Annotated in this window: 15 protein-coding genes and 1 tRNA gene; 8 read left to right on the top strand and 8 right to left on the bottom strand. The window is 53.0% G+C overall.

The window, feature by feature from the left end; translation table 11 throughout:
• Nucleotides 1-6: 6 nt before the first annotated feature.
• The 3 genes from ACPLPM_RS10710 to ACPLPM_RS10700 all read right to left on the bottom strand — a co-directional run bounded on the left by ACPLPM_RS10710 (nucleotide 7) and on the right by ACPLPM_RS10700 (nucleotide 4,750).
• Nucleotides 7-1,251, bottom strand: a complete 1,245-nt coding sequence (locus ACPLPM_RS10710) for a Coenzyme F420 hydrogenase/dehydrogenase, beta subunit C-terminal domain (protein ID WP_424359971.1) — start codon at nucleotides 1,249-1,251, stop codon at nucleotides 7-9.
• A 5-nt stretch (nucleotides 1,252-1,256) separates the two neighbouring features.
• Nucleotides 1,257-3,314: a formate dehydrogenase subunit alpha gene (gene fdhF, locus ACPLPM_RS10705; protein ID WP_424356770.1), complete on the bottom strand. Its 2,058-nt coding sequence runs from the start codon at nucleotides 3,312-3,314 to the stop codon at nucleotides 1,257-1,259.
• Between the two features lie 371 nt (nucleotides 3,315-3,685).
• Nucleotides 3,686-4,750 (bottom strand): aminopeptidase, encoded by a 1,065-nt coding sequence (locus ACPLPM_RS10700; protein WP_424356769.1) that lies wholly within the window; start codon nucleotides 4,748-4,750, stop codon nucleotides 3,686-3,688.
• A 179-nt stretch (nucleotides 4,751-4,929) separates the two neighbouring features.
• Here ACPLPM_RS10700 and ACPLPM_RS10695 point away from each other — a divergent pair, with 179 nt between their 5' ends.
• The 3 genes from ACPLPM_RS10695 to ACPLPM_RS10685 all read left to right on the top strand — a co-directional run bounded on the left by ACPLPM_RS10695 (nucleotide 4,930) and on the right by ACPLPM_RS10685 (nucleotide 8,602).
• A complete protein-coding gene (locus ACPLPM_RS10695) occupies nucleotides 4,930-6,210 on the top strand; it encodes a WD40 repeat domain-containing protein (RefSeq protein ID WP_424356768.1) in 1,281 nt (426 codons plus the stop codon).
• A gap of 140 nt (nucleotides 6,211-6,350) precedes the next feature.
• Nucleotides 6,351-7,625 (top strand): TIGR00300 family protein, encoded by a 1,275-nt coding sequence (locus ACPLPM_RS10690; RefSeq protein WP_424356767.1) that lies wholly within the window; start codon nucleotides 6,351-6,353, stop codon nucleotides 7,623-7,625.
• A 125-nt stretch (nucleotides 7,626-7,750) separates the two neighbouring features.
• Complete coding sequence (locus tag ACPLPM_RS10685; RefSeq protein WP_424359970.1) at nucleotides 7,751-8,602, top strand: aldo/keto reductase; 852 nt, start codon at nucleotides 7,751-7,753, stop codon at nucleotides 8,600-8,602.
• A 10-nt stretch (nucleotides 8,603-8,612) separates the two neighbouring features.
• Here ACPLPM_RS10685 and ACPLPM_RS10680 read toward each other — a convergent pair whose 3' ends face one another.
• Together ACPLPM_RS10680 and ACPLPM_RS10675 are read right to left on the bottom strand one after the other, a co-directional pair.
• On the bottom strand, nucleotides 8,613-8,924 hold the full coding sequence (locus tag ACPLPM_RS10680) for a CGGC domain-containing protein (RefSeq protein WP_424356766.1): 312 nt from the start codon (nucleotides 8,922-8,924) through the stop codon (nucleotides 8,613-8,615).
• A 123-nt stretch (nucleotides 8,925-9,047) separates the two neighbouring features.
• Complete coding sequence (locus ACPLPM_RS10675; RefSeq protein ID WP_424356765.1) at nucleotides 9,048-10,751, bottom strand: hypothetical protein; 1,704 nt, start codon at nucleotides 10,749-10,751, stop codon at nucleotides 9,048-9,050.
• A 397-nt stretch (nucleotides 10,752-11,148) separates the two neighbouring features.
• On the opposite strand from ACPLPM_RS10675, the gene ACPLPM_RS10670 reads away from it, so the two are divergent.
• Both ACPLPM_RS10670 and msrA read left to right on the top strand, forming a co-directional pair.
• A complete protein-coding gene (locus tag ACPLPM_RS10670) occupies nucleotides 11,149-12,174 on the top strand; it encodes a TIGR03557 family F420-dependent LLM class oxidoreductase (RefSeq protein ID WP_424356764.1) in 1,026 nt (341 codons plus the stop codon).
• A 147-nt stretch (nucleotides 12,175-12,321) separates the two neighbouring features.
• Entirely contained in the window at nucleotides 12,322-12,861 is a 540-nt protein-coding gene (msrA, locus tag ACPLPM_RS10665) for a peptide-methionine (S)-S-oxide reductase MsrA (RefSeq protein ID WP_424359969.1), read from the top strand.
• Nucleotide 12,862: 1 nt separating this feature from the next.
• Here the strand turns inward: msrA and ACPLPM_RS10660 are convergent, their stop codons facing one another.
• The gene (locus ACPLPM_RS10660) at nucleotides 12,863-13,231 is read right to left on the bottom strand and encodes a nucleotide pyrophosphohydrolase (RefSeq protein WP_424356763.1); all 369 of its coding nucleotides are present in this window, start codon (nucleotides 13,229-13,231) and stop codon (nucleotides 12,863-12,865) included.
• Between the two features lie 310 nt (nucleotides 13,232-13,541).
• Here ACPLPM_RS10660 and ACPLPM_RS10655 point away from each other — a divergent pair, with 310 nt between their 5' ends.
• Nucleotides 13,542-14,336 carry a DUF5667 domain-containing protein gene (locus tag ACPLPM_RS10655; protein ID WP_424356762.1) on the top strand — a complete coding sequence of 265 codons (795 nt, stop codon included), beginning with the start codon at nucleotides 13,542-13,544 and terminating at the stop codon, nucleotides 14,334-14,336.
• A gap of 145 nt (nucleotides 14,337-14,481) precedes the next feature.
• Nucleotides 14,482-15,054: a DUF2115 domain-containing protein gene (locus tag ACPLPM_RS10650; RefSeq protein WP_424356761.1), complete on the top strand. Its 573-nt coding sequence runs from the start codon at nucleotides 14,482-14,484 to the stop codon at nucleotides 15,052-15,054.
• Between the two features lie 42 nt (nucleotides 15,055-15,096).
• Here the strand turns inward: ACPLPM_RS10650 and ACPLPM_RS10645 are convergent, their stop codons facing one another.
• Nucleotides 15,097-15,558 (bottom strand): hypothetical protein, encoded by a 462-nt coding sequence (locus ACPLPM_RS10645; protein WP_424356760.1) that lies wholly within the window; start codon nucleotides 15,556-15,558, stop codon nucleotides 15,097-15,099.
• Between the two features lie 187 nt (nucleotides 15,559-15,745).
• Nucleotides 15,746-15,823, bottom strand: a tRNA-Pro gene (locus ACPLPM_RS10640).
• 370 nt (nucleotides 15,824-16,193) lie between these two features.
• Here ACPLPM_RS10640 and ACPLPM_RS10635 point away from each other — a divergent pair.
• A complete protein-coding gene (locus tag ACPLPM_RS10635) occupies nucleotides 16,194-16,760 on the top strand; it encodes an Lrp/AsnC family transcriptional regulator (RefSeq protein ID WP_424356759.1) in 567 nt (188 codons plus the stop codon).
• Nucleotides 16,761-17,301 lie beyond the last annotated feature (541 nt).

Below are 17,301 nucleotides of genomic sequence, written 5' to 3'. Positions count from 1 at the left end.
AGCCCGTCAGTCCTTGAAGATGTTGAAGATCTGGTCAGTTCCGGTGGCTGCCAGCCGCTCCCGCTCCTCGGGCTCCTTTACCAGAGCCAGCACGGGCAGCGTCATGTCGACGCCGGGCTTATAGCCGAACATCCCCTCTAGGTCAGCCTGTATCGAGTGCATCAGCCGGGAGTTCTCGATGTCCATCGGGCAGAGTTCCTCGCACTGGCCGCAGTTGATGCAGGAGTCGGAGACGTGCATGAACCGGATCATGTGGAACATGAAGTTAGGCGGTACCTCGCCAGGCGTGACCAGGTAAGGCTTCTTAGTGCTGCACTCTGTACAGTAGCAGATTGGACAGTTCTCGATGCAGGCGTAGCACCTGATACACCGGGAAGTCTCTTTCATGATTGCCTGCAGGCGCTCGGTACCGTTGCCACCTTTGGCAAAGTCCTTTGCCCGCCACTTGTCAGCGAGCTTGAGCATCGCCTGCTCAACCTTGCCGCGGATTTCGATCCCTTTTTGCGGCGCGGCCGAGGCTTCGATTACGCCGGCTTCGACTGCCTTGTTCAGTGCCTGCGCACCATTCTCGCTGCAGACTTCTACGAAAGTGGCTTTTCCGGCCTTGTCGCCGATGATGCCCCAGTTACCGCAGGCAAGGTCAGCCTGTCTCGGGATCTTCGTCTTGCACCGGCGGCAGTTTTCCCTGCGGCCGTAGCCCTGTTCTTCGAGCTCGTCGATGGAGATACCCTTGTGCTGGCCATCTGCGGTCAAAATAATAAACTGGCCCTTGTCGATCTCTTCCTTGACTACGGTGTCCGGATTGACCCCGAACTTTTCGCTGATCATCTTTCGGGCCATGGCAGGCCTGACTGTGCCACCGCAGTTGACTCCGATCATGAGGATGTTGTCCAGGTTGATCTGGCCCCTTTTCGCCATCTCGTAGATAGCCATCGTGTCGCAGCCCTTCGCTACGACTGCAATTTTCATGTTGGGGTCTGCGTTGAGCACAGTTTTGCTGAGCTGCTTGGGAACCAGTAAGGTGCCGCAATGCAGGGAACCGGCAGTCTGGATGACGTCTTTCGGGTCGGTGATGAGGGCAGGCTGGGCATCGTATATGTCCGCTCCCTTCTTCATCGCATAGACCGCATCGACCAGGTGGCTCTCCAGAAGATACTTTAACAGCGCTGTAACGGTGCCACCTGTTTCGCCCCGCTCCTGGATAGCCTTGTCCGCTGCCTGTGTGTATAATAACTCGCCTTTTGTAACCATCTGCATCACGCCTCCTTGATCTTCTCTACTCTCACGGCACATACCTTGTATTCAGGTATCTTGGCGATCGGGTCGAGGGCATTATTCGTGAGGACGTTTGCGGGGCACTCTGCATAGTGGAAAGGCATGAACATTACGTTCTTCCTGATCTCACCGGTCACCCTGGCAGCAACCTGCACTTCTCCACGGCGGGTGATCGCCCGTACCATCTCGTGGTTCTTGATACCGAGCGCCTTCGCATCATCGGTATTGATCTCGATCCATCCCGTCGGTGCCTCGTTCTCCAGCGACGGCGACCTCCTGGTCATAGACCCGGTGTGCCATTGCCAGATGCACCGCCCGGTCGTCAGGATGAACGGATATTCCGCATCCGTGACCTCGGCAGGCAGCTTATACTCAATGGGAGTAAATACGCCGAGCCCGTCGGGGTTAGCGAACTTCTGGGTATGAAGAATAGGGGTTCCCGGGTGGTCCGCTGTCGGACAGGGCCAGTGAAGTCCCTCTGGCTCTAACCGCTTGTAGCTCATTCCGCCATAAGAGGGGGTGACTTTGGCGACCTCGTTGAAGATCTCTTCCGGGCTCTTAAAGTTAAACTGCTTCTCAAAGCCCATCTTGCGCCCGAGCTCACAGAGGATCTCCCAGTCAGCCTTCGCTTCTCCGGGCGGGTTTACGGCCTTATGCCACCGCTGGACCCTGCGCTCGGTACTGGTCTGCGTTCCGTCCTTCTCCGCATAGCAGGCCGCGGGAAGAACGACGTCTGCAAGCTGCGCCGTCTCTGTCAGGAAAATATCCTGTACCACGAGGAATTCCAGGTTCTTCAGGGCGTGCTCTACGTGCTTGAGGTCCGGGTCCGAGACCATCGGGTTCTCTCCCATGATGTAGATAGCCTTGAGCTTTGGTGGCTGCTCGGTGAGGATGTTCATCATCTCGGTAACCGTATAGCCGATCTTGCCGCCTGCGACATCGCAGCCCCAGGCATCCTTCATCTTATTGATAGCCGGCTCATCGATCACTTTCTGGTACCCGCTGTACACATTAGGCAGACAGCCCATGTCGCAGGCGCCCTGTACGTTGTTCTGGCCTCTGAGAGCGTTCACGCCTCCGCCGACTTTTCCGATATTACCGGTCAGCATCAGCAGGTTGGCCACGGACTTCACGTTGTCCACGCCGGTTGTGTGCTGAGTGATGCCCATCGAGTAGAGAAGACAGGCAGAAGGTGCTGTCGCAAACCATTCAGCCGCCATCGCGATATCTTTGGCAGGTATGCCGCTGATGCCGGAGACGTTCTCCAGGCCGTACTCGGGCTTCATCACAACGGCTTTCAGCTTCTCATAATCCTTAGTCCGCTTCTCGATGTACTCCTTCGCCTCCCAGCCGTTCTTTATGATGTGCTGCATCATGGCGTTGAGGATCGCTACATCCGTGCCGGAGTAAAACGATTTGTACAGATCAGCCTGTTTTGCCGTCGGAGTATACCTTGGGTCAAAGACAATGATCCTGGCACCCTTCTGCTTCGCCCGGATGATGCTCCGGCCGATGAGCGGGTGCTGCTCGAAGGTGTTGCTGCCCAGGACGAAAACACACTTCGATTCGGCGATATCGTGAATGTTGTTAGTCATTGCGCCGGACCCGAAAGAAGCCGCAAGGCCCGCGACCGTCGAAGCATGGCAGAGACGGGCGCAGTGGTCAACGTGAGGAGTCTTAAGTACAGTCCGCGCAAATTTTTGCAGCAGATAGTTCTCCTCGTTGGATACACGGGCTGAAGCGAGACAGGCCATTTCCTCGGGTTTATAGGACTTGAGTTTACTGGCGATCAGCTCGTATGCCTCGTCCCAGGATGCCTCGACCAGTTTGCCGTCTTTCTTTATGAGCGGCTTCGTCAGCCGGTCTTTCCGGTGGATGAACTCGTGTGCATAGCGTCCCTTCGGACAGAGCTTTCCTTCGTTCACAGGATGGCGCTGCCATGCAGCTACACTGACGACTTTTTCGTCGCGCACGACAAGGTTCAATCCACACCCCGTACCGCAGTACGGGCAAGTTGTGGAAACTATTTTTATTTCCATTATATGAGCCTCGGATACTTATCGATTAATAAATAACGGATTAATTCATGATAGCTTAAATATATGTCAATCGATTGCTATTAATATAATAAAAATATGTAATTATTATAAGTATCTATTATTTTGAGTTTCAAAAAAACCTAAAAATTTATCGGAAAGCTGCGCCAGATTATTTAAAGTATGCCACAGTAAATTACAAATAGATAGAATATTTATGTGTACAATTCATTAAGGATAATCATATATTGTTTATATATTAACACATAGCAATTATTATTCGTTGCGTCACGCACATTAAATTACACTATTGATAGGAGGTTGTATATTACCGGATAAGTCCTTATAAAATAAAAAATAACTAAAATAATTAATTAAAGTAGTAAATCCCCATTTTTCATGATCTGCTTATCATCCACCCACATAGACGGCCGCAAGATAAGACAGTCCTGGTGGATCAGAGCAGGGGCATCATGATCGAAGTTTTCGCCGATAGCGAAGTGGATGGTCTTCATGGCTTTTTCGGCTTCAAGCAAATTCGTTGACGGCCCGGCCATAGGGTTCATGCCAATACCCAGCTCGCCGATGTGGCGGGCGTTCTTCTCGTGCTCTTTAAGGCCCCTTTCCCGGGCCATCTGCTCGCCCTTTTTAATGACGTTTAACAGAGCCTTGGCAGTCTCGCCGCCCTGGACTTCAGTAACAAAGCCATCCAGGACAGTGACCTGGACGGGCTTGTCCGGCATGACGGAGGCGTTATCCAGTGTGATAGTGCTGTCGAAGACCATGATGCCATTACATTTTCCTACAACTGGAGAGAGGAATACCTCGCCGCAGGGCAGGTTGCCGAACAGGCCGGCATGACGTAGATCGCCATCATCGGCGTGAGCTTTTCGGCCTTTGATCGAGAAGGTTACGTCGGTGCCGCCCGGCGATGTCACCCTGATCTCATCGCCTTTGTCGAGCACGTCAGAGAGGACCTTGATCCTTTCCCTCATGGCCACATAATCAATGTTCATACACCGCTCGAAGATGTCTTTTATACCCGGCCGCCCGGTGAGGACTCCCCGCATCCGGCGATCGCCGTAAATCAGCATCCTGAAAGCGTTGTCATGCTTCTTGCCATCCCTGGCTACGTAGCCGATGTTAACCCCGTAAGGATCGGAGCCATAGTGAGCTTCTCCGCAGGAGATGGTGATGTCCGGCTTGGCCCGGATCGCTTCCAGCACCAGCCTCTCCGTGAACTCGGTCCGGGCCCGCTTATCCTGCACAATAATAACGGGCTTGCCGCCCAGTTCTTTAGTCGCATCGTATAAAGCCCGGGATACCTCGAACCAGTCCCCGCCGGGGTTGGTGATGATCAGGACTTCCTCGCCTTCGCGCAGGCCGAACACTTCTTTCATGGCGGCGTTTGCCGCCTCAGAGAGTTTACTCATCTTCATGCCCCTGTAGAAATCGGGTTACCGACCTATATGGTGTACTATCCACCACCATATGACATTGCCTGTATTAATAATCAGATCAAGCACGTGATAGATGCTGGAAGTTGACAGGCCGGCAAACCTTTTTTATTTTAAAGGCGATTATACATGAAGCGCTTACCAAGTGGTGGTAGCGGGTGATGATCACGGTAATCTCTAAGGGTGTCCCCAACAAGTCAATTCAATGCGTAGCTCTGGCAGCAATTATACTGGCAACCCAGGCATTTCTTTTCACATGCCCGGCTTTGGCCGCTCCGGCAGCTACGGCGCCGGCCTGGACTTACCAGGCCAGTACTGAAGTAAAATCAGTAGCCGTATCCGCTGTGGGTGACCTGGTCGTGCTGGGGACCGGCGATAATAAAGTGATCGCTTTCAACAGTACCGGGGCTAAGCTCTGGGAGAAAACAGTCAGCGACATACCCTTGAACGTCGTTATATCCGCAGACGGAACGGTCATCGCGGCGAACGTCTGGGGAGGCCACGTGGTCACCTTCGACAGGGAAGGCTCGGAGCTCGGCGACTACCCGGTCAACGACTTCATCAGCGGCATCGCGATATCAGACAATGGCAACGAGATCGCCGCCGGCAGCTGGAACGGCTACGTCTACCTGCTCAGCAGGTTCGGCACGGGCACCTGGTACTCGAAAACTGAGGAGCAGATCAACACTGTTACAGTTTCCGGAGACGGTAACACCATCGTAGCGGGCGGCCGGAACGGTGCGATCACCGCGTGGGACAGAACGGGCAACCAGCTCTGGACACACGAGCTCATATCGCCTGCGACAGCCGTTGCCGTTTCCAGAAATGGTGACGTCATTGCGGTCGGGCTGCAAAATGGCCGAGTCAACTTCTTCGACCGCAGTGGTAAGCTATTGAAAGAGAGCAGTACCGACAGCATAGTCAATACAATAAGTATGACCTACAATGGCGGCCTGATCATTGCAGGCACTGCAAACTCAGGCATCTTCGCCTTCGACAGCCAGGGTGGCAAGCTCTGGGAGTCAGGTACGGGCAATGCAATAAAAAGCACTGCAGTATCCAACTATGGCATGATCGTCGCCGGGGATTCGGACGGCGTGGTATCCGGCTATGACGCAAACGGTCAGAAAACTGCCCAGTTCCAGGCTGGAAACGCTATCAACAGTGTCGCTATTGCAGCTGGCGGAGAAACTGTTGCAGCGGGCAGCAGCGATGGCAAGGCGTACGTGTTCGACAACAGGGCTGGCACCTTCGCGCCTAAGACAATTGTGACTACTACACCCATTCCCGTACAAACGCCTACACCGACGGCAGCGCCGACAGCCCAGGCCACTGCAACGCCGGCTCCGGCCGGTAGCGTTGTGCAGGCAGGGATTTCAATCATAGCTATTATATCGGCTCTTTCGATTGCAGGGTACTACAGCAGGCGCAGAAACAACTGACAAGCCTGCTGTTTTATAGCCCTGTTTTTACCCGGAAAGACCTTCCGGTTTTATTTCAACCCCTTAATCAGACGGTATAATATACATACTATGGCGACATAACGATAGACAACTTTCACAAATTCGAACTGGTGAAACATATGCAAGCTATGCGAGAGATTGAACTGAAGGGCCACATTATCGACTCCCTCCTCCTGCCCAAGATCTTCGACAAGGTCATGGACCTGGAAGGGGAATTCGAGATCCTCCAGTTCGAAATCGGCAAGAACAAAACCGATACGAGCTATGCCCGGCTAATGATCAAGGGCAGAGATAGCGAACACCTGGAAGACATCATCAGCGAGCTCCACAGGCTCGGAGCCCAGCTGCCGGAGGCGGAAGACGTGGTAGTTGCCACCGCCCAGAAGGATAAAGTGGTGCCGAAGGGTTTCTACTCTACTACCAATCACCAGACTTACGTAAAGATAGCCGGCGAGTGGAAGCAGGTGCTGAACCAGAAGATGGACTCGATGATCGTGATCAACGACGGAGTCCCTTCATGCGTCACTCTCGGCCACATCAAGAAAGGCGACCAGGTGGTCATCGGCAAGCACGGCATCAGGATCGTGCCCCCGGAGAGGCCCAGAGGCCACTCGATCTTCGAGTTCATGGGCGGCCAGGTGTCGTCCGAAAGGCCTTCCCAGTCGCTGATCAAGCAGATCGCCGAAGAAATGCTGGAAGTCAAGGCCAGAGGCGGCCGCATCGTCATCGTCGGTGGCCCTGCTATCATCCACACCGGAGGCCAGTCTGCGCTGGCAGAGATGATCCGGAACGGCTACGTCGATGCACTCCTCGCAGGAAACGCGCTCGCAGCCCACGACATAGAGTACAACCTCTATGGTACCTCGCTGGGCATGGACCTGAATACTGTTGAGCTGGCTCCGGAAGGCCACAAGCACCACATCTACGCCATCAGCGAGATCACCCGTGCCGGATCTATCAAGGACGCGGTACAGCAAGGCATTCTCACTGGCGGCATCATGTACGAGTGCGTGAAAAACAACGTGCCCTTCGTGCTCGCAGGCTCCATAAGGGACGACGGTCCCCTGCCCGACGTCATCACGGACAGCATGAAAGCCCAGGACATGATAAGGGAACAGCTCAAAGATGCCGACATCGTGCTCATGATGGCTACCATGCTGCACTCAATAGCAGTAGGTAACTGCCTGCCGTCCTCAGTCAGCACGATCTGTGTAGACATCAACCCGTCCACTGTCACGAAGCTGATGGACCGGGGCAGCGCCCAGGCGATCGGCATAGTTACCGACGTAGGCACATTCCTCCCCTGGCTGGCCGAGGAACTCGTGGCACTAAAAAAGAGTAAACCAGAAGCTTGTATTTGTATAAAGAACGAGCCTACGGCTAAAAAGAGTTAAAGGTTGAGTATACGAGCCTACGGCTCGTGATCCGTCGTTTAAAAAAGATACAAAAGATAGTAGCAACCTTTAAAAAAACAGAGATGCTCAACGAAAAAAGGGAGATCATGGCGGAGACCATCTCGATGGAAACAATCGGCACCAGACCCCTGGGCAAGACAGGTATTAACACTACTATAGTCGGCCTCGGCGGAGAAGGTGTCTTGCGTACGTTCGGCAAGACAGGCCCGGCGAAGACGGTTATCAGCGAAGCAGTATCCCAGGGCATCCGGTACTTCGACTCCGCCAGGGCTTACGCCGGCAGCGAAGGCTACTATGGCTCCTACTGGCCCTACAATAAAGAGGCCAGAAACCGGATTTTTCAGACCAGCAAGTCCGCGTCACGAGACTACGAAGGCGCGATGGCTGACCTCAGGACAACCTTGAGAACCATGGGTGTCGATCACCTCGACCTGTGGCAGATTCACGATGTCAGGACCAGGGAAGACATACTGGACATAGAAGGGCCGGGAGGAGCTCTTGAAGCATTTTTAGAGGCCAAAGATCAGGGCCTTATCAAGCACATAGGGGTTACCGGTCACCATGACCCCGCGATTCTCTCTTATTGTGTCGACAACTGGCCAGTCGATACGGTGCTGCTCCCGGTGAACCCTGTTGAGGGAGCACTTGGAGGCTTTTTGACTCAGACGCTGCCGATAGCAGTGGAAAAGGGCATCGGCGTCATCGGTATGAAAGTACTGGGAGCCTCAAATTACATCTACGAGGAACTGGGAGCGACGCCAGAGCTATTGATGAGATATGCACTATCCCAGAATGTATCGCTCATAATCGTGGGCTGCTCCAGCCCTGCAGAAGTCCAGACTCTCGCCAGGATGGGCAGAGGCTTCAAGCCCATGTCTGCCGAAGAGCAGGAAAAGGTAGTCAAGGTCTTCAAGCCCTTCAGCAAACAGCTGGCCTACTACCGCGGGACTTTCTGAATCGGCCCTTTCAGTGGGTGTTTCCGTCTACTTTAGAGTGTTTTTTCGTCTCTTCCATGAAGCTGCCGTACCAGGGGCAGTTGCTCTTCACGCAGGACGAGATGTGAATGACTTCGGCGCCCTTCTGCTTCAGCGTGTCTACCTTGGCCTTGATCTTATCCGTCTTGCCCAGGCCGCAGCCGCCGCAGGTATCGAAGCCGATAATCTCGATGTTGTCGTACTTTTCAAACGCGGCGGTTTTCTCCCGGATAGCCTTGAAGCAGGCAGTGCCGGGGCAGGTCTTAGACTTCTCTTCGCACCTGATGATAGCAATCTTAGTCATGGTAATACCTGAAGAGGTATTCGCCCCTATTGCAAATAATCTTTTAGTTAGCCGGGTTCCGAAGCTGAAATAAAAAGGTTCTGCCAGCAGGCATTTGTAACGCCGGGCTGGCAGATAAGGCCCTTATTCTTCCTTGTTTCTCCGCCTGTACAAACCGAGGCCGACTGCCCCTACGACGAGCAGCGGTAAGACCACAGACGATAAGCAGGGCAGTCCACCGGTATTCTTCGACGTGGCAGAGGGAGCTTCAGTCGTACCAGGGGTCGTCGTCACGGCAGGCCCGGTAGTTGCTGCACTGGTGGGCGCTGCTGTCACTATTGCAGTCGGCGTCCTGGTGTCCGGGGTACCGTTCACCACGAAGAACGTAAACCTCGCAGGCTCGCCGAAGTACCCGTGGTTAGTCCAAAACATCCTGACCTCCGGATGGTAAGTGCCATTCATGGCCGGAGCAGTATATGTGAAGTTAACCTTGATGCTCTGGCCCGGCCGGACTACGGTGCCGATTGGGATCGTGTAGTTAGTCATGTTGAAGTACTTCATGTCTTCGCTATCACTGGAGGGTGCCAGGATCGTGCCATCCTGGAACGTCCAGGGCATCGTACCGTTGTTCGTCATGACGAGCGTCAGGTAGTAGAATTTGCCCGCGTCCATGACAAAAGCGTCTCTCGGCGACACGAACCGGGCGTTTGGCACAGGAGTAAAGTCCTTGTCGAGCTGGGCTAGATAAGTGTCTGGTACACCACCCTTGACCTTAGTAAGCCCGGCTACCACGTAGCTGCCGTTCCCGATCTGCAGAACAGACGGACTGTATGATATCCCGACGCCTTTCAGTTCTTTCTCCCAGAGTACATTGCCCTGAGAATCCGTGCGGGTCACCACAGTGACATTCGCCTGGCCCTCTTTGTCTCCGCCGGTGAACACGTAGCCATCGTCCCAGGTCTGCTGGATCGAAAAGACGTTACCCCAGGGCTTATCGTACACTTTGTACCACTGCATGTTACCCTGCGCATCAGTCTTGACTATCTGCTTATGGTAACCGTTTCCCCCGGACCAGATGTAGCCGCCATCGTGGGTCTGCTGTACACCATTGTGGGCCGCGTCCTGGCGACCTTCGATCTGATCAAAAGTCTTAAACCATTGCTGGTTGCCCTCCGCATCGACCTTCACAATGATAGCCTGGTACTTGGCTCCGCTCGTCTTATTCATGGTCGAGCCCCCTAAGATGAAGCCGCCGTCGCTGGTCGGCCAGGCCGAGTAACAATAGTCAGCGCCACTCTTTTCCACACCGAAAAACCCGCCGTACGTCTTTTGCCAGATCATGTTACCCGAGCTGTCGACTTTAGCCAGGTACATCTCCATACCCCGCGCGTCGTTATGGAGGACATTCCCAGCCATAACATAGTTGCCATCGGGCAGCTGGTGGACAGAGTAAATATCTTCGCCAGTGCCGGATTGTCCCACCCTTGGATAATTTTTACTCCACTGCTCAGCGCCGGTCTCAGTAGTCTTGAGGAGATACGCGCCATTCCCGCCGCTACCGGCCACAATGTAGCCGCCGTCGCTGGTCTGCTTGACGGATTTTGCAGTTCTGGCCTGGTACGTTTGAGTCCACTCCAGGTTGCCCTGCCAGTCAGTCTTCGTCAAAAAGATAATGGGCAAGCTGCTTATGCCGTTATCCGTCTCACCGCAGATGATGAAGCCACAGTCGCTGGTCTGCCATACTGACTCGGCCTTATCGTTGTTAGTAGCTCCGCCGTAGTTCTTTTCCCAGGCTGTCGCCGGTGCCGTTGCCGCTGTGGCCAGGCCGCTGGCGAGCGCCAGAAACACGGACAGGCACACCAGGCAATATAAAAGTAAATTTACTGGTCTGTTAATTGTAGTCATAACATTTACACCCTGTTGAATTGTAGTTACCGTCACACCCTAACCCCTGCGGCGTAACGGGCTATTTGTCTCACCGAATCGCTCGAGGGAGAATAAAATAGCTAACTATAATGTAACAATCCATTGATAGATATAGCTTGCTAAGCTTGCTAAATAAGCCCGGGTTATGGCAGTTTACTGTTTTTAGCTCTGGCATGTTCATTGGCCCGGCATAGTGAAAAACTACCGCAGCAGGCAAGGTACGTTATAACCGGCATCACACGTTTTACCCGCGTACAGCAAAGCCTTTAGCGTTGCCGCGGACTTCGGCGGCAGGCGGGAGAACAGAGGCTGATGTAGTATGGTGATGTTAGGTATCAAGTTAGGTCCGGAAGAGTATCCCCCGGTAGAGTTGCTGAACTATGCAGTCGCTGCGGAGCAGGCAGGTTTCGACGCCATCGACGTCAGCGATCACTTTCACCCGTGGAGCGAGCTGGGACAGGCTTGCTTTACCTGGACCTGGCTCGGTGCCGCCGCGGCCCGCACGAACAGGATTGTGCTCGGCCCGGGAGTCACATGCCCGATCCTCCGCTACCATCCGGCAGTCATAGCCCAGGCATCTGCTACGGTTGATAACTTTGCCCCGGGCAGGACGTACCTGGGCCTGGGGACAGGAGAAGCGCTGAACGAATATGCCGCTACCGGAGTCTGGCCGGACTACTCTGATCGACAACAGATGCTCTTCGAAGCGATCGAGCTGATCAGGCGGCTGTGGGCCGGAGGCTACGTGACCTTCGACGGGGCGTTTTACAGCACCCGCAAGGCCAAACTGTATACCCCGCCAAAAACTCAGATACCCATCATCATTTCCTCGCTGGTGCCGGGCAGCGCATCCTTCGCCGGTCTGCAGGGAGACGGCCTTATCACAGTGTCGAACGAGACACCCGTCCTCAAGCAGATCCTGGAGAATTTTGAGGCAGGCTCCCGACAGGCGGGTAAAGACCCGGATACGATGTCTAAGATGATCGAGCTGAACGTGATCTATACGAGCGATCTCCAGGCTGTCATGAATGACTTCAAGAAATACTGGGCGGGTGCGATGATCCCGGCCATGTTCAACCAGAATATCTATACGCCGTCGATGTCGGAGATGAACGGAGCGGTGGTAGGCGACGATGCGCTGATGAAGCGGATGTGCATATCGAACGACCCTGATGAGCACATCAGGTATGTCCAGCAGTTCATAGACATGGGCTTCACTCACATATACGTACACACTGCAGGGCCGGGGCAGCTGGACTTTATTAAGAGCTACACCAGGGACGTTCTACCCGCGCTCAGAGAGCAAAACAAGGGCGCTGCCGGCGCACAGGAAGCTACTGCCTGAAAAAAGTTTCCGGGCAACTTTAATAGATCTGAGCACTAATCATCATTGATAGACATGTCCCGGGAAAATCAGGATGACAGACGCTGGCCGATGCCTATGAATCCGTTTGCCGGCGACAGTATGGGCGGGTTTGAGGATACTGAGCTGATGGATCCGGCATTTCATAAAAACGACATTGTCGAGCTGGTGATCAACATTACTGGAAATAGGACTGAAGCAAGACACGAAAAGGCAACATTTGGCGCAGGCTGTTTCTGGCACGTGGAAGACGCGTTTATGCGAGTGCCGGGAGTGATCTCAACGCAATCAGGCTTTATGGGCGGCAAGACTGAAAACCCCACTTACGAGGAGGTCTGTACAGGCACAACCGGCCACACAGAAGTCGTAGAGGTCACTTTCGATCCTGACAGGGTTACGTATGAGCAGTTGCTCGAGGTCTTCTGGACCATCCACGATCCCACCCAGGTAAACCGGCAGGGACCGGATATCGGCGTGCAGTATCGGTCGGTTATCTTCTATCACAGCGCTGAGCAGCAAAAGACCGCGGAAGAATCGTGGGAACGCATGCAAAAGTCGTCCGGCAAGCCAATCGCCACCAGAATAGAGCCGGCGGGGAGATTCTACAGAGCCGAAGAGTACCACCAGCGATACTTTGAGAAGACCGGCCGGAAATCTTGTGGCATATAGCTCAAAACTCATCGTACTTTTTATTCGAGCCCCGGGCGAACTCGACGGGATACTTAGCTTCGTTCTTCGCCATTTTCCGGTTAAACTCCGTTACCACATCGATATCGTACAGCTGGGCAAACCGGAGCAATGCGAACAGCACGTCGGCGACCTCGTCGCAGATTTCTTCCCTGCTGTCCGGTACTTCGAACATCTGCCGCATTTCTTCCCGGCTCTTAAACCTGAACAGCTCTAGCAGCTCTGCAGATTCTATCGTGATGCTGATAGCCAGCTCTTTGGCATCGTGGTACTGGTCCCAGTCTCTTGCCTCGCAGAAACTTTTTACCCTCGATTTCAATGCTTCGATAGTAGTATCCTGATCTTCGGTCATCGCATCACTCGCCACCACACGTAAGGAGACTTGAACCCATATATGGCCGGATATTATTTTTAGGATTCGGGTGAGGATAAAGAGTAGAAGGCCAGTTGCCAGCCAGCAGGAGAGGCGACTATTTACAGGCAATCAGTAATCTATCCACGTATAACTCCAAATAATTACTTATTTTTCAATATACCTCGATATCGTGCCAAATTATTACTCAAATAGAGAAAAGCATATATGCCTTAAAGATTATCTTAGAATTATTCGGGGAATAATCAATCGGGGAATTCGGGATAAAATAAATTGAGAAGGTGTATCTATGATTAAGAAAACCCTGATCACAGTACTTGTAGTACTGGTACTCCTGGCCGCTGTCCCTGCCCCCTCACTGGCAGCGTCCGGCAAGATTAGCCCTTACAAAGGCATGGTAGGAGCAGACTCTCCGCTGTACGGCCTGAAGCTCTTTGTCCAGAACGTCGACGAGTCTTTAGCAGGCAGCAACAGCGCAAAGCTGCAGAAACAGATGGACCATGCCCAGGAACGCCTTTCTGAAGCCATGGCAGCAGCTGAAACTAACAATACAGCTGCAATGGAAATGGCTCTGAACGAGTACAACAACGAGATCAACGACATCAACTCCACCATGGAACAGGAAGATGTCGATGAAGAGCAGTACTCGGAAGTCGGCCCTGTTGTGGACGAGCAGCAGCAGGTACTGGAAGGAATGATCGACAACGGCAGCATTCCCACCGACCTGCGGGACAGCCTGTCCGGCGCGTACAACAACACCACGACGATCAAGAACGGCAGGCCGTTCATCCTGTACAACAACACCACCTACTTCGTGCCGCCCGGCCACCTCAAGAACGGGTTAAACTCGACCTTCGTGCCGCCTGGCCTGGCCAAGAAAGGGTACGTCGCCCCGCAGCCGATCATCGTGAACGGCAGCCCGAGCTGGCCTTTCCCGACAAACCTGACCGAGAAGGGCAACGGCAAGAACAAAGATAAGGGCAGCGTGAGCCTCACCGCCGATAACAGTACCGATACCGGCAACAGTAATGGCAACGGCAAAAATAACAGCAAAGGCAACGGTAACGGCAATAATAAAAAGTAACGAAGGGCATCAGCCCTTCCATATCTTTTTTCGTGTACAAGATCGACTCCTGATTATCAGCCTTATTACACCCGGGTTTACCCGTAATTTAAATACGCAGCTACGCCGATATAATCTGGGCTCCAGCCCGGCAGGTTCTACAGAAATGAGCGGGAAAAGTTTCCGGATATTTTCACGAGTTGCCAGGTTGACTCGCAAAAATGAGCTTGCCCGGGAACTGGCAGCCGAAATCCAAAAATTCTCGATCAATGATTTGCAGTACGTCAGCGCCAGCCTGGAGAAGGACATAATAAACCTGCCTTCCCCGTACAGGGAAAAGATCAGGCCGCACTTCCTGGAGCAGTACTTTGGCAGGTACAACAAAATCATGGCTATGCAGAGCTCGGGAGAGCTTGAGCAGATAGAGGGCTATATTAAGGACGCCCGGCTATTCAGGGAATTTTGCCAGATGATCGAGTCACGCTTCCCCGCAGGAGAGATACAGGACGAAGAGGACCTGGCAGATGCAACATTCAACAGCCTGTTCTACTATTTGATCAGCGGGTTCTACATGTTCGTGCTGGACGAGCCGGGCCACCCGGTAGGCATGCCCTTCCCGGGAGGATTTGCAGTCCAGGTACGGGATGGTACGGCATACTGCCCGATCAGGGACAAGGAAAAGGATGTCGAGTACTCGATCTGCAACTTTTGTCCCGCAAAGCAGGACGAGATACCCTGAGCCTGCGAATAGATTAACCTCTTACCGCTCCCAAAAGTCTGCTTATTGAGAACCATTGGCAGGAGACGGCGCATCAGGGATAAATCCGCCATTGTAGTCCCAGCCAAGCTTCGGGTAGGAAGTAGGTGTAGGAGACGATATCGAAGCGTTAGACGGCAGTGTAGTATTAGTCGAAGCGTTGCCCGTGATGGGCACAGGCGTTAACACCGGTGTCGGAGTCGGGGCGGGTGTCGGCGTAACGACGGGCGTAGCTGTAACAGGCAATGCGGTTGGCACAGGCGTAGGCTGCGAAGTCGGAAGAATCTTCGAGAAGATGGGGCCGTACAGGCTCTCCGAGGAGCTTATCACCAGTCCGCCCACGATGACGACGAAGAACAGCGCAACCAGTAATACTAAAAGTTTCACGTTGGACATGTCATCCGAGAGGCGCTCTTTCAGGCGCTCCCTCAAGATCTCTATCCAGTCACTTAGATCTTTTAGCTCTTCCTTTATGCTCTTCGCCATAAACCGGCTCCAGACTTAGTAATTACTAACCTGAATTATGAATCTACTAAGGTGCTATTTAAAGCCTTTGACCACAGCACCAATAAAAACACATGTATAGAATATTTTTGGATTATACTGGTAAAATCAGACGTAACTAACCGTATTAACAGTATGAAAACAAAGAAATCATGTTGCTTTAGTTAGTTGGTGGGGCCACCCGAATTTGAATCGGGGTCTCAAGACCCCCAGTCTTGAAGGATGGACCAGTCTACCCTATGGCCCCATACGTACTAAAGCGTACTGTATAGAGGTTTTCCACGTATATATTAATTCCGCCCGAAAGAGGTGCTCACTACTGCCAGAGATTGCAGGATGGACAATCGACAGGAGGAAACTACCATGGCCGAACTTACTGTGGTCTATCTGCCAGGGCATTATCGGCCCAAATAAGGATATATAGCGGCAATGCCGGATTTTTCCGCGGGCTCAGTTTCAACCCCCCCTATAAATTATAAGCAAAAGTACAAAAAGGCTAAGGTATTATTAAAATTGTAGTATCCGGCAAGATCAGCGTAAAAGCTAACAGCGTAAAACGCCGACGCATGCCGTATTATCTTTGATCGGATGCTTGGCGCTTATTTGATGGTGTAGTTATGGACCGGCTGGAACTCGATGACAGGGACCGCAAAATTATCGCGTTATTCGAGCAAAACCCTGAAATCTCACAGACAGAGATCGCAGAGCACGTGGGGCTATCCCAGCCCACAGTCGGAGCCAGGATCATCAAGCTCAAGAACTCGGGAGCCTTAGCCACCAGCGTAGGCGTCGACCTAAAAAGGGCTGGCATGAACGTCGCCAAGGTAGATATCACCACCCGAGATTCTAACAAGGTCATTGATCTTTTTAAACAGTGCCCCTACTTTTTAAACGGGCTGATCGTTTCAGGTAAAGAAAACCTAAGCATCTTTTTTGCCGCCGAAGACATCGCCACCATCGAAGCCCTGGTCGGCCGCCACCTCCGCAGCAACCCTTCCGTAACCAGCGTCGACTTCGGCATCGTCATCTCCTCCGTCCAGAGTTTGACCATGCCCGTGAAGATCGGCTTCGAAAAGACCGATATATCACCCTGCGGCTACAATTGTCCTGAGTGCCAGTACTATGTCCACAACCAGTGCCTCGGCTGCCCGATGACCACCCACTATAAGGGCACCTTCTGGTAACACTATCCAATACCGATCGCGACGGTACTGCTGTTAGTTTAGACAACTGGAAATCAGAAATTTAAACCACGGCGACACGGCGACACGAAGACAGAGCGACTCACGATATGCCAGCATGGTTATTTGAACCACGGCGGCACAACGACACGGAGACAGAGCGAGAAGCGATGGCTGGATAGTTATTTGAACCACGGCGGCACGGCGGCACGGAGACAACTTGTACCGGAATAGCAGGGCAATCTTTTTTGATCCACGGCGGCACGGCAGGCTGACTGCACGGAGACAATTACGCTTCGCGTCCTTCAGGCTATTGATCGAAAGCCTGGCTGAAACGATTGGACAGTAAGCTTAAGGTTAATGCTCTGTCTTGGTGTCGCCGTGGACTAAAAAAGAATTCACTTATACCGGTTCGCCACGGTCTTGGTGTCGCCGTGCCGCCGTGGTTAAAATATTTGATCTACAGTTGCACGGATAAAGAGCAGTGCCACCGTGGTTAAATAACCATTCTATCGGTCATGGTTCCCCATGGCCCGGGTATTGC

It is taken from the genome of Methanocella sp. MCL-LM, from assembly GCF_049676595.1.
In the GTDB taxonomy this organism is placed as follows: domain Archaea; phylum Halobacteriota; class Methanocellia; order Methanocellales; family Methanocellaceae; genus Methanocella_A.
The sequence above is the reverse complement of the archived record's forward strand: the minus strand, read 5'-3'. Positions and strand labels throughout refer to the sequence as shown.

Coding starts and splice junctions, on each gene's coding strand:
- ACPLPM_RS10685 (WP_424359970.1), top strand. CDS start 7,751: ATGGAAACAATCGGCACCAGACCCCTGGGCAAGACAGGTATTAACACT.
- ACPLPM_RS10645 (WP_424356760.1), bottom strand. CDS start 15,558: ATGGCGAAGAGCATAAAGGAAGAGCTAAAAGATCTAAGTGACTGGATA.
- ACPLPM_RS10690 (WP_424356767.1), top strand. CDS start 6,351: ATGCAAGCTATGCGAGAGATTGAACTGAAGGGCCACATTATCGACTCC.
- msrA (WP_424359969.1), top strand. CDS start 12,322: ATGGATCCGGCATTTCATAAAAACGACATTGTCGAGCTGGTGATCAAC.
- ACPLPM_RS10670 (WP_424356764.1), top strand. CDS start 11,149: ATGGTGATGTTAGGTATCAAGTTAGGTCCGGAAGAGTATCCCCCGGTA.
- ACPLPM_RS10680 (WP_424356766.1), bottom strand. CDS start 8,924: ATGACTAAGATTGCTATCATCAGGTGCGAAGAGAAGTCTAAGACCTGC.
- ACPLPM_RS10650 (WP_424356761.1), top strand. CDS start 14,482: ATGAGCGGGAAAAGTTTCCGGATATTTTCACGAGTTGCCAGGTTGACT.
- ACPLPM_RS10710 (WP_424359971.1), bottom strand. CDS start 1,251: ATGGTTACAAAAGGCGAGTTATTATACACACAGGCAGCGGACAAGGCT.
- ACPLPM_RS10700 (WP_424356769.1), bottom strand. CDS start 4,750: ATGAAGATGAGTAAACTCTCTGAGGCGGCAAACGCCGCCATGAAAGAA.
- ACPLPM_RS10695 (WP_424356768.1), top strand. CDS start 4,930: ATGATCACGGTAATCTCTAAGGGTGTCCCCAACAAGTCAATTCAATGC.
- ACPLPM_RS10635 (WP_424356759.1), top strand. CDS start 16,194: ATGGACCGGCTGGAACTCGATGACAGGGACCGCAAAATTATCGCGTTA.
- ACPLPM_RS10655 (WP_424356762.1), top strand. CDS start 13,542: ATGATTAAGAAAACCCTGATCACAGTACTTGTAGTACTGGTACTCCTG.
- ACPLPM_RS10660 (WP_424356763.1), bottom strand. CDS start 13,231: ATGACCGAAGATCAGGATACTACTATCGAAGCATTGAAATCGAGGGTA.
- fdhF (WP_424356770.1), bottom strand. CDS start 3,314: ATGGAAATAAAAATAGTTTCCACAACTTGCCCGTACTGCGGTACGGGG.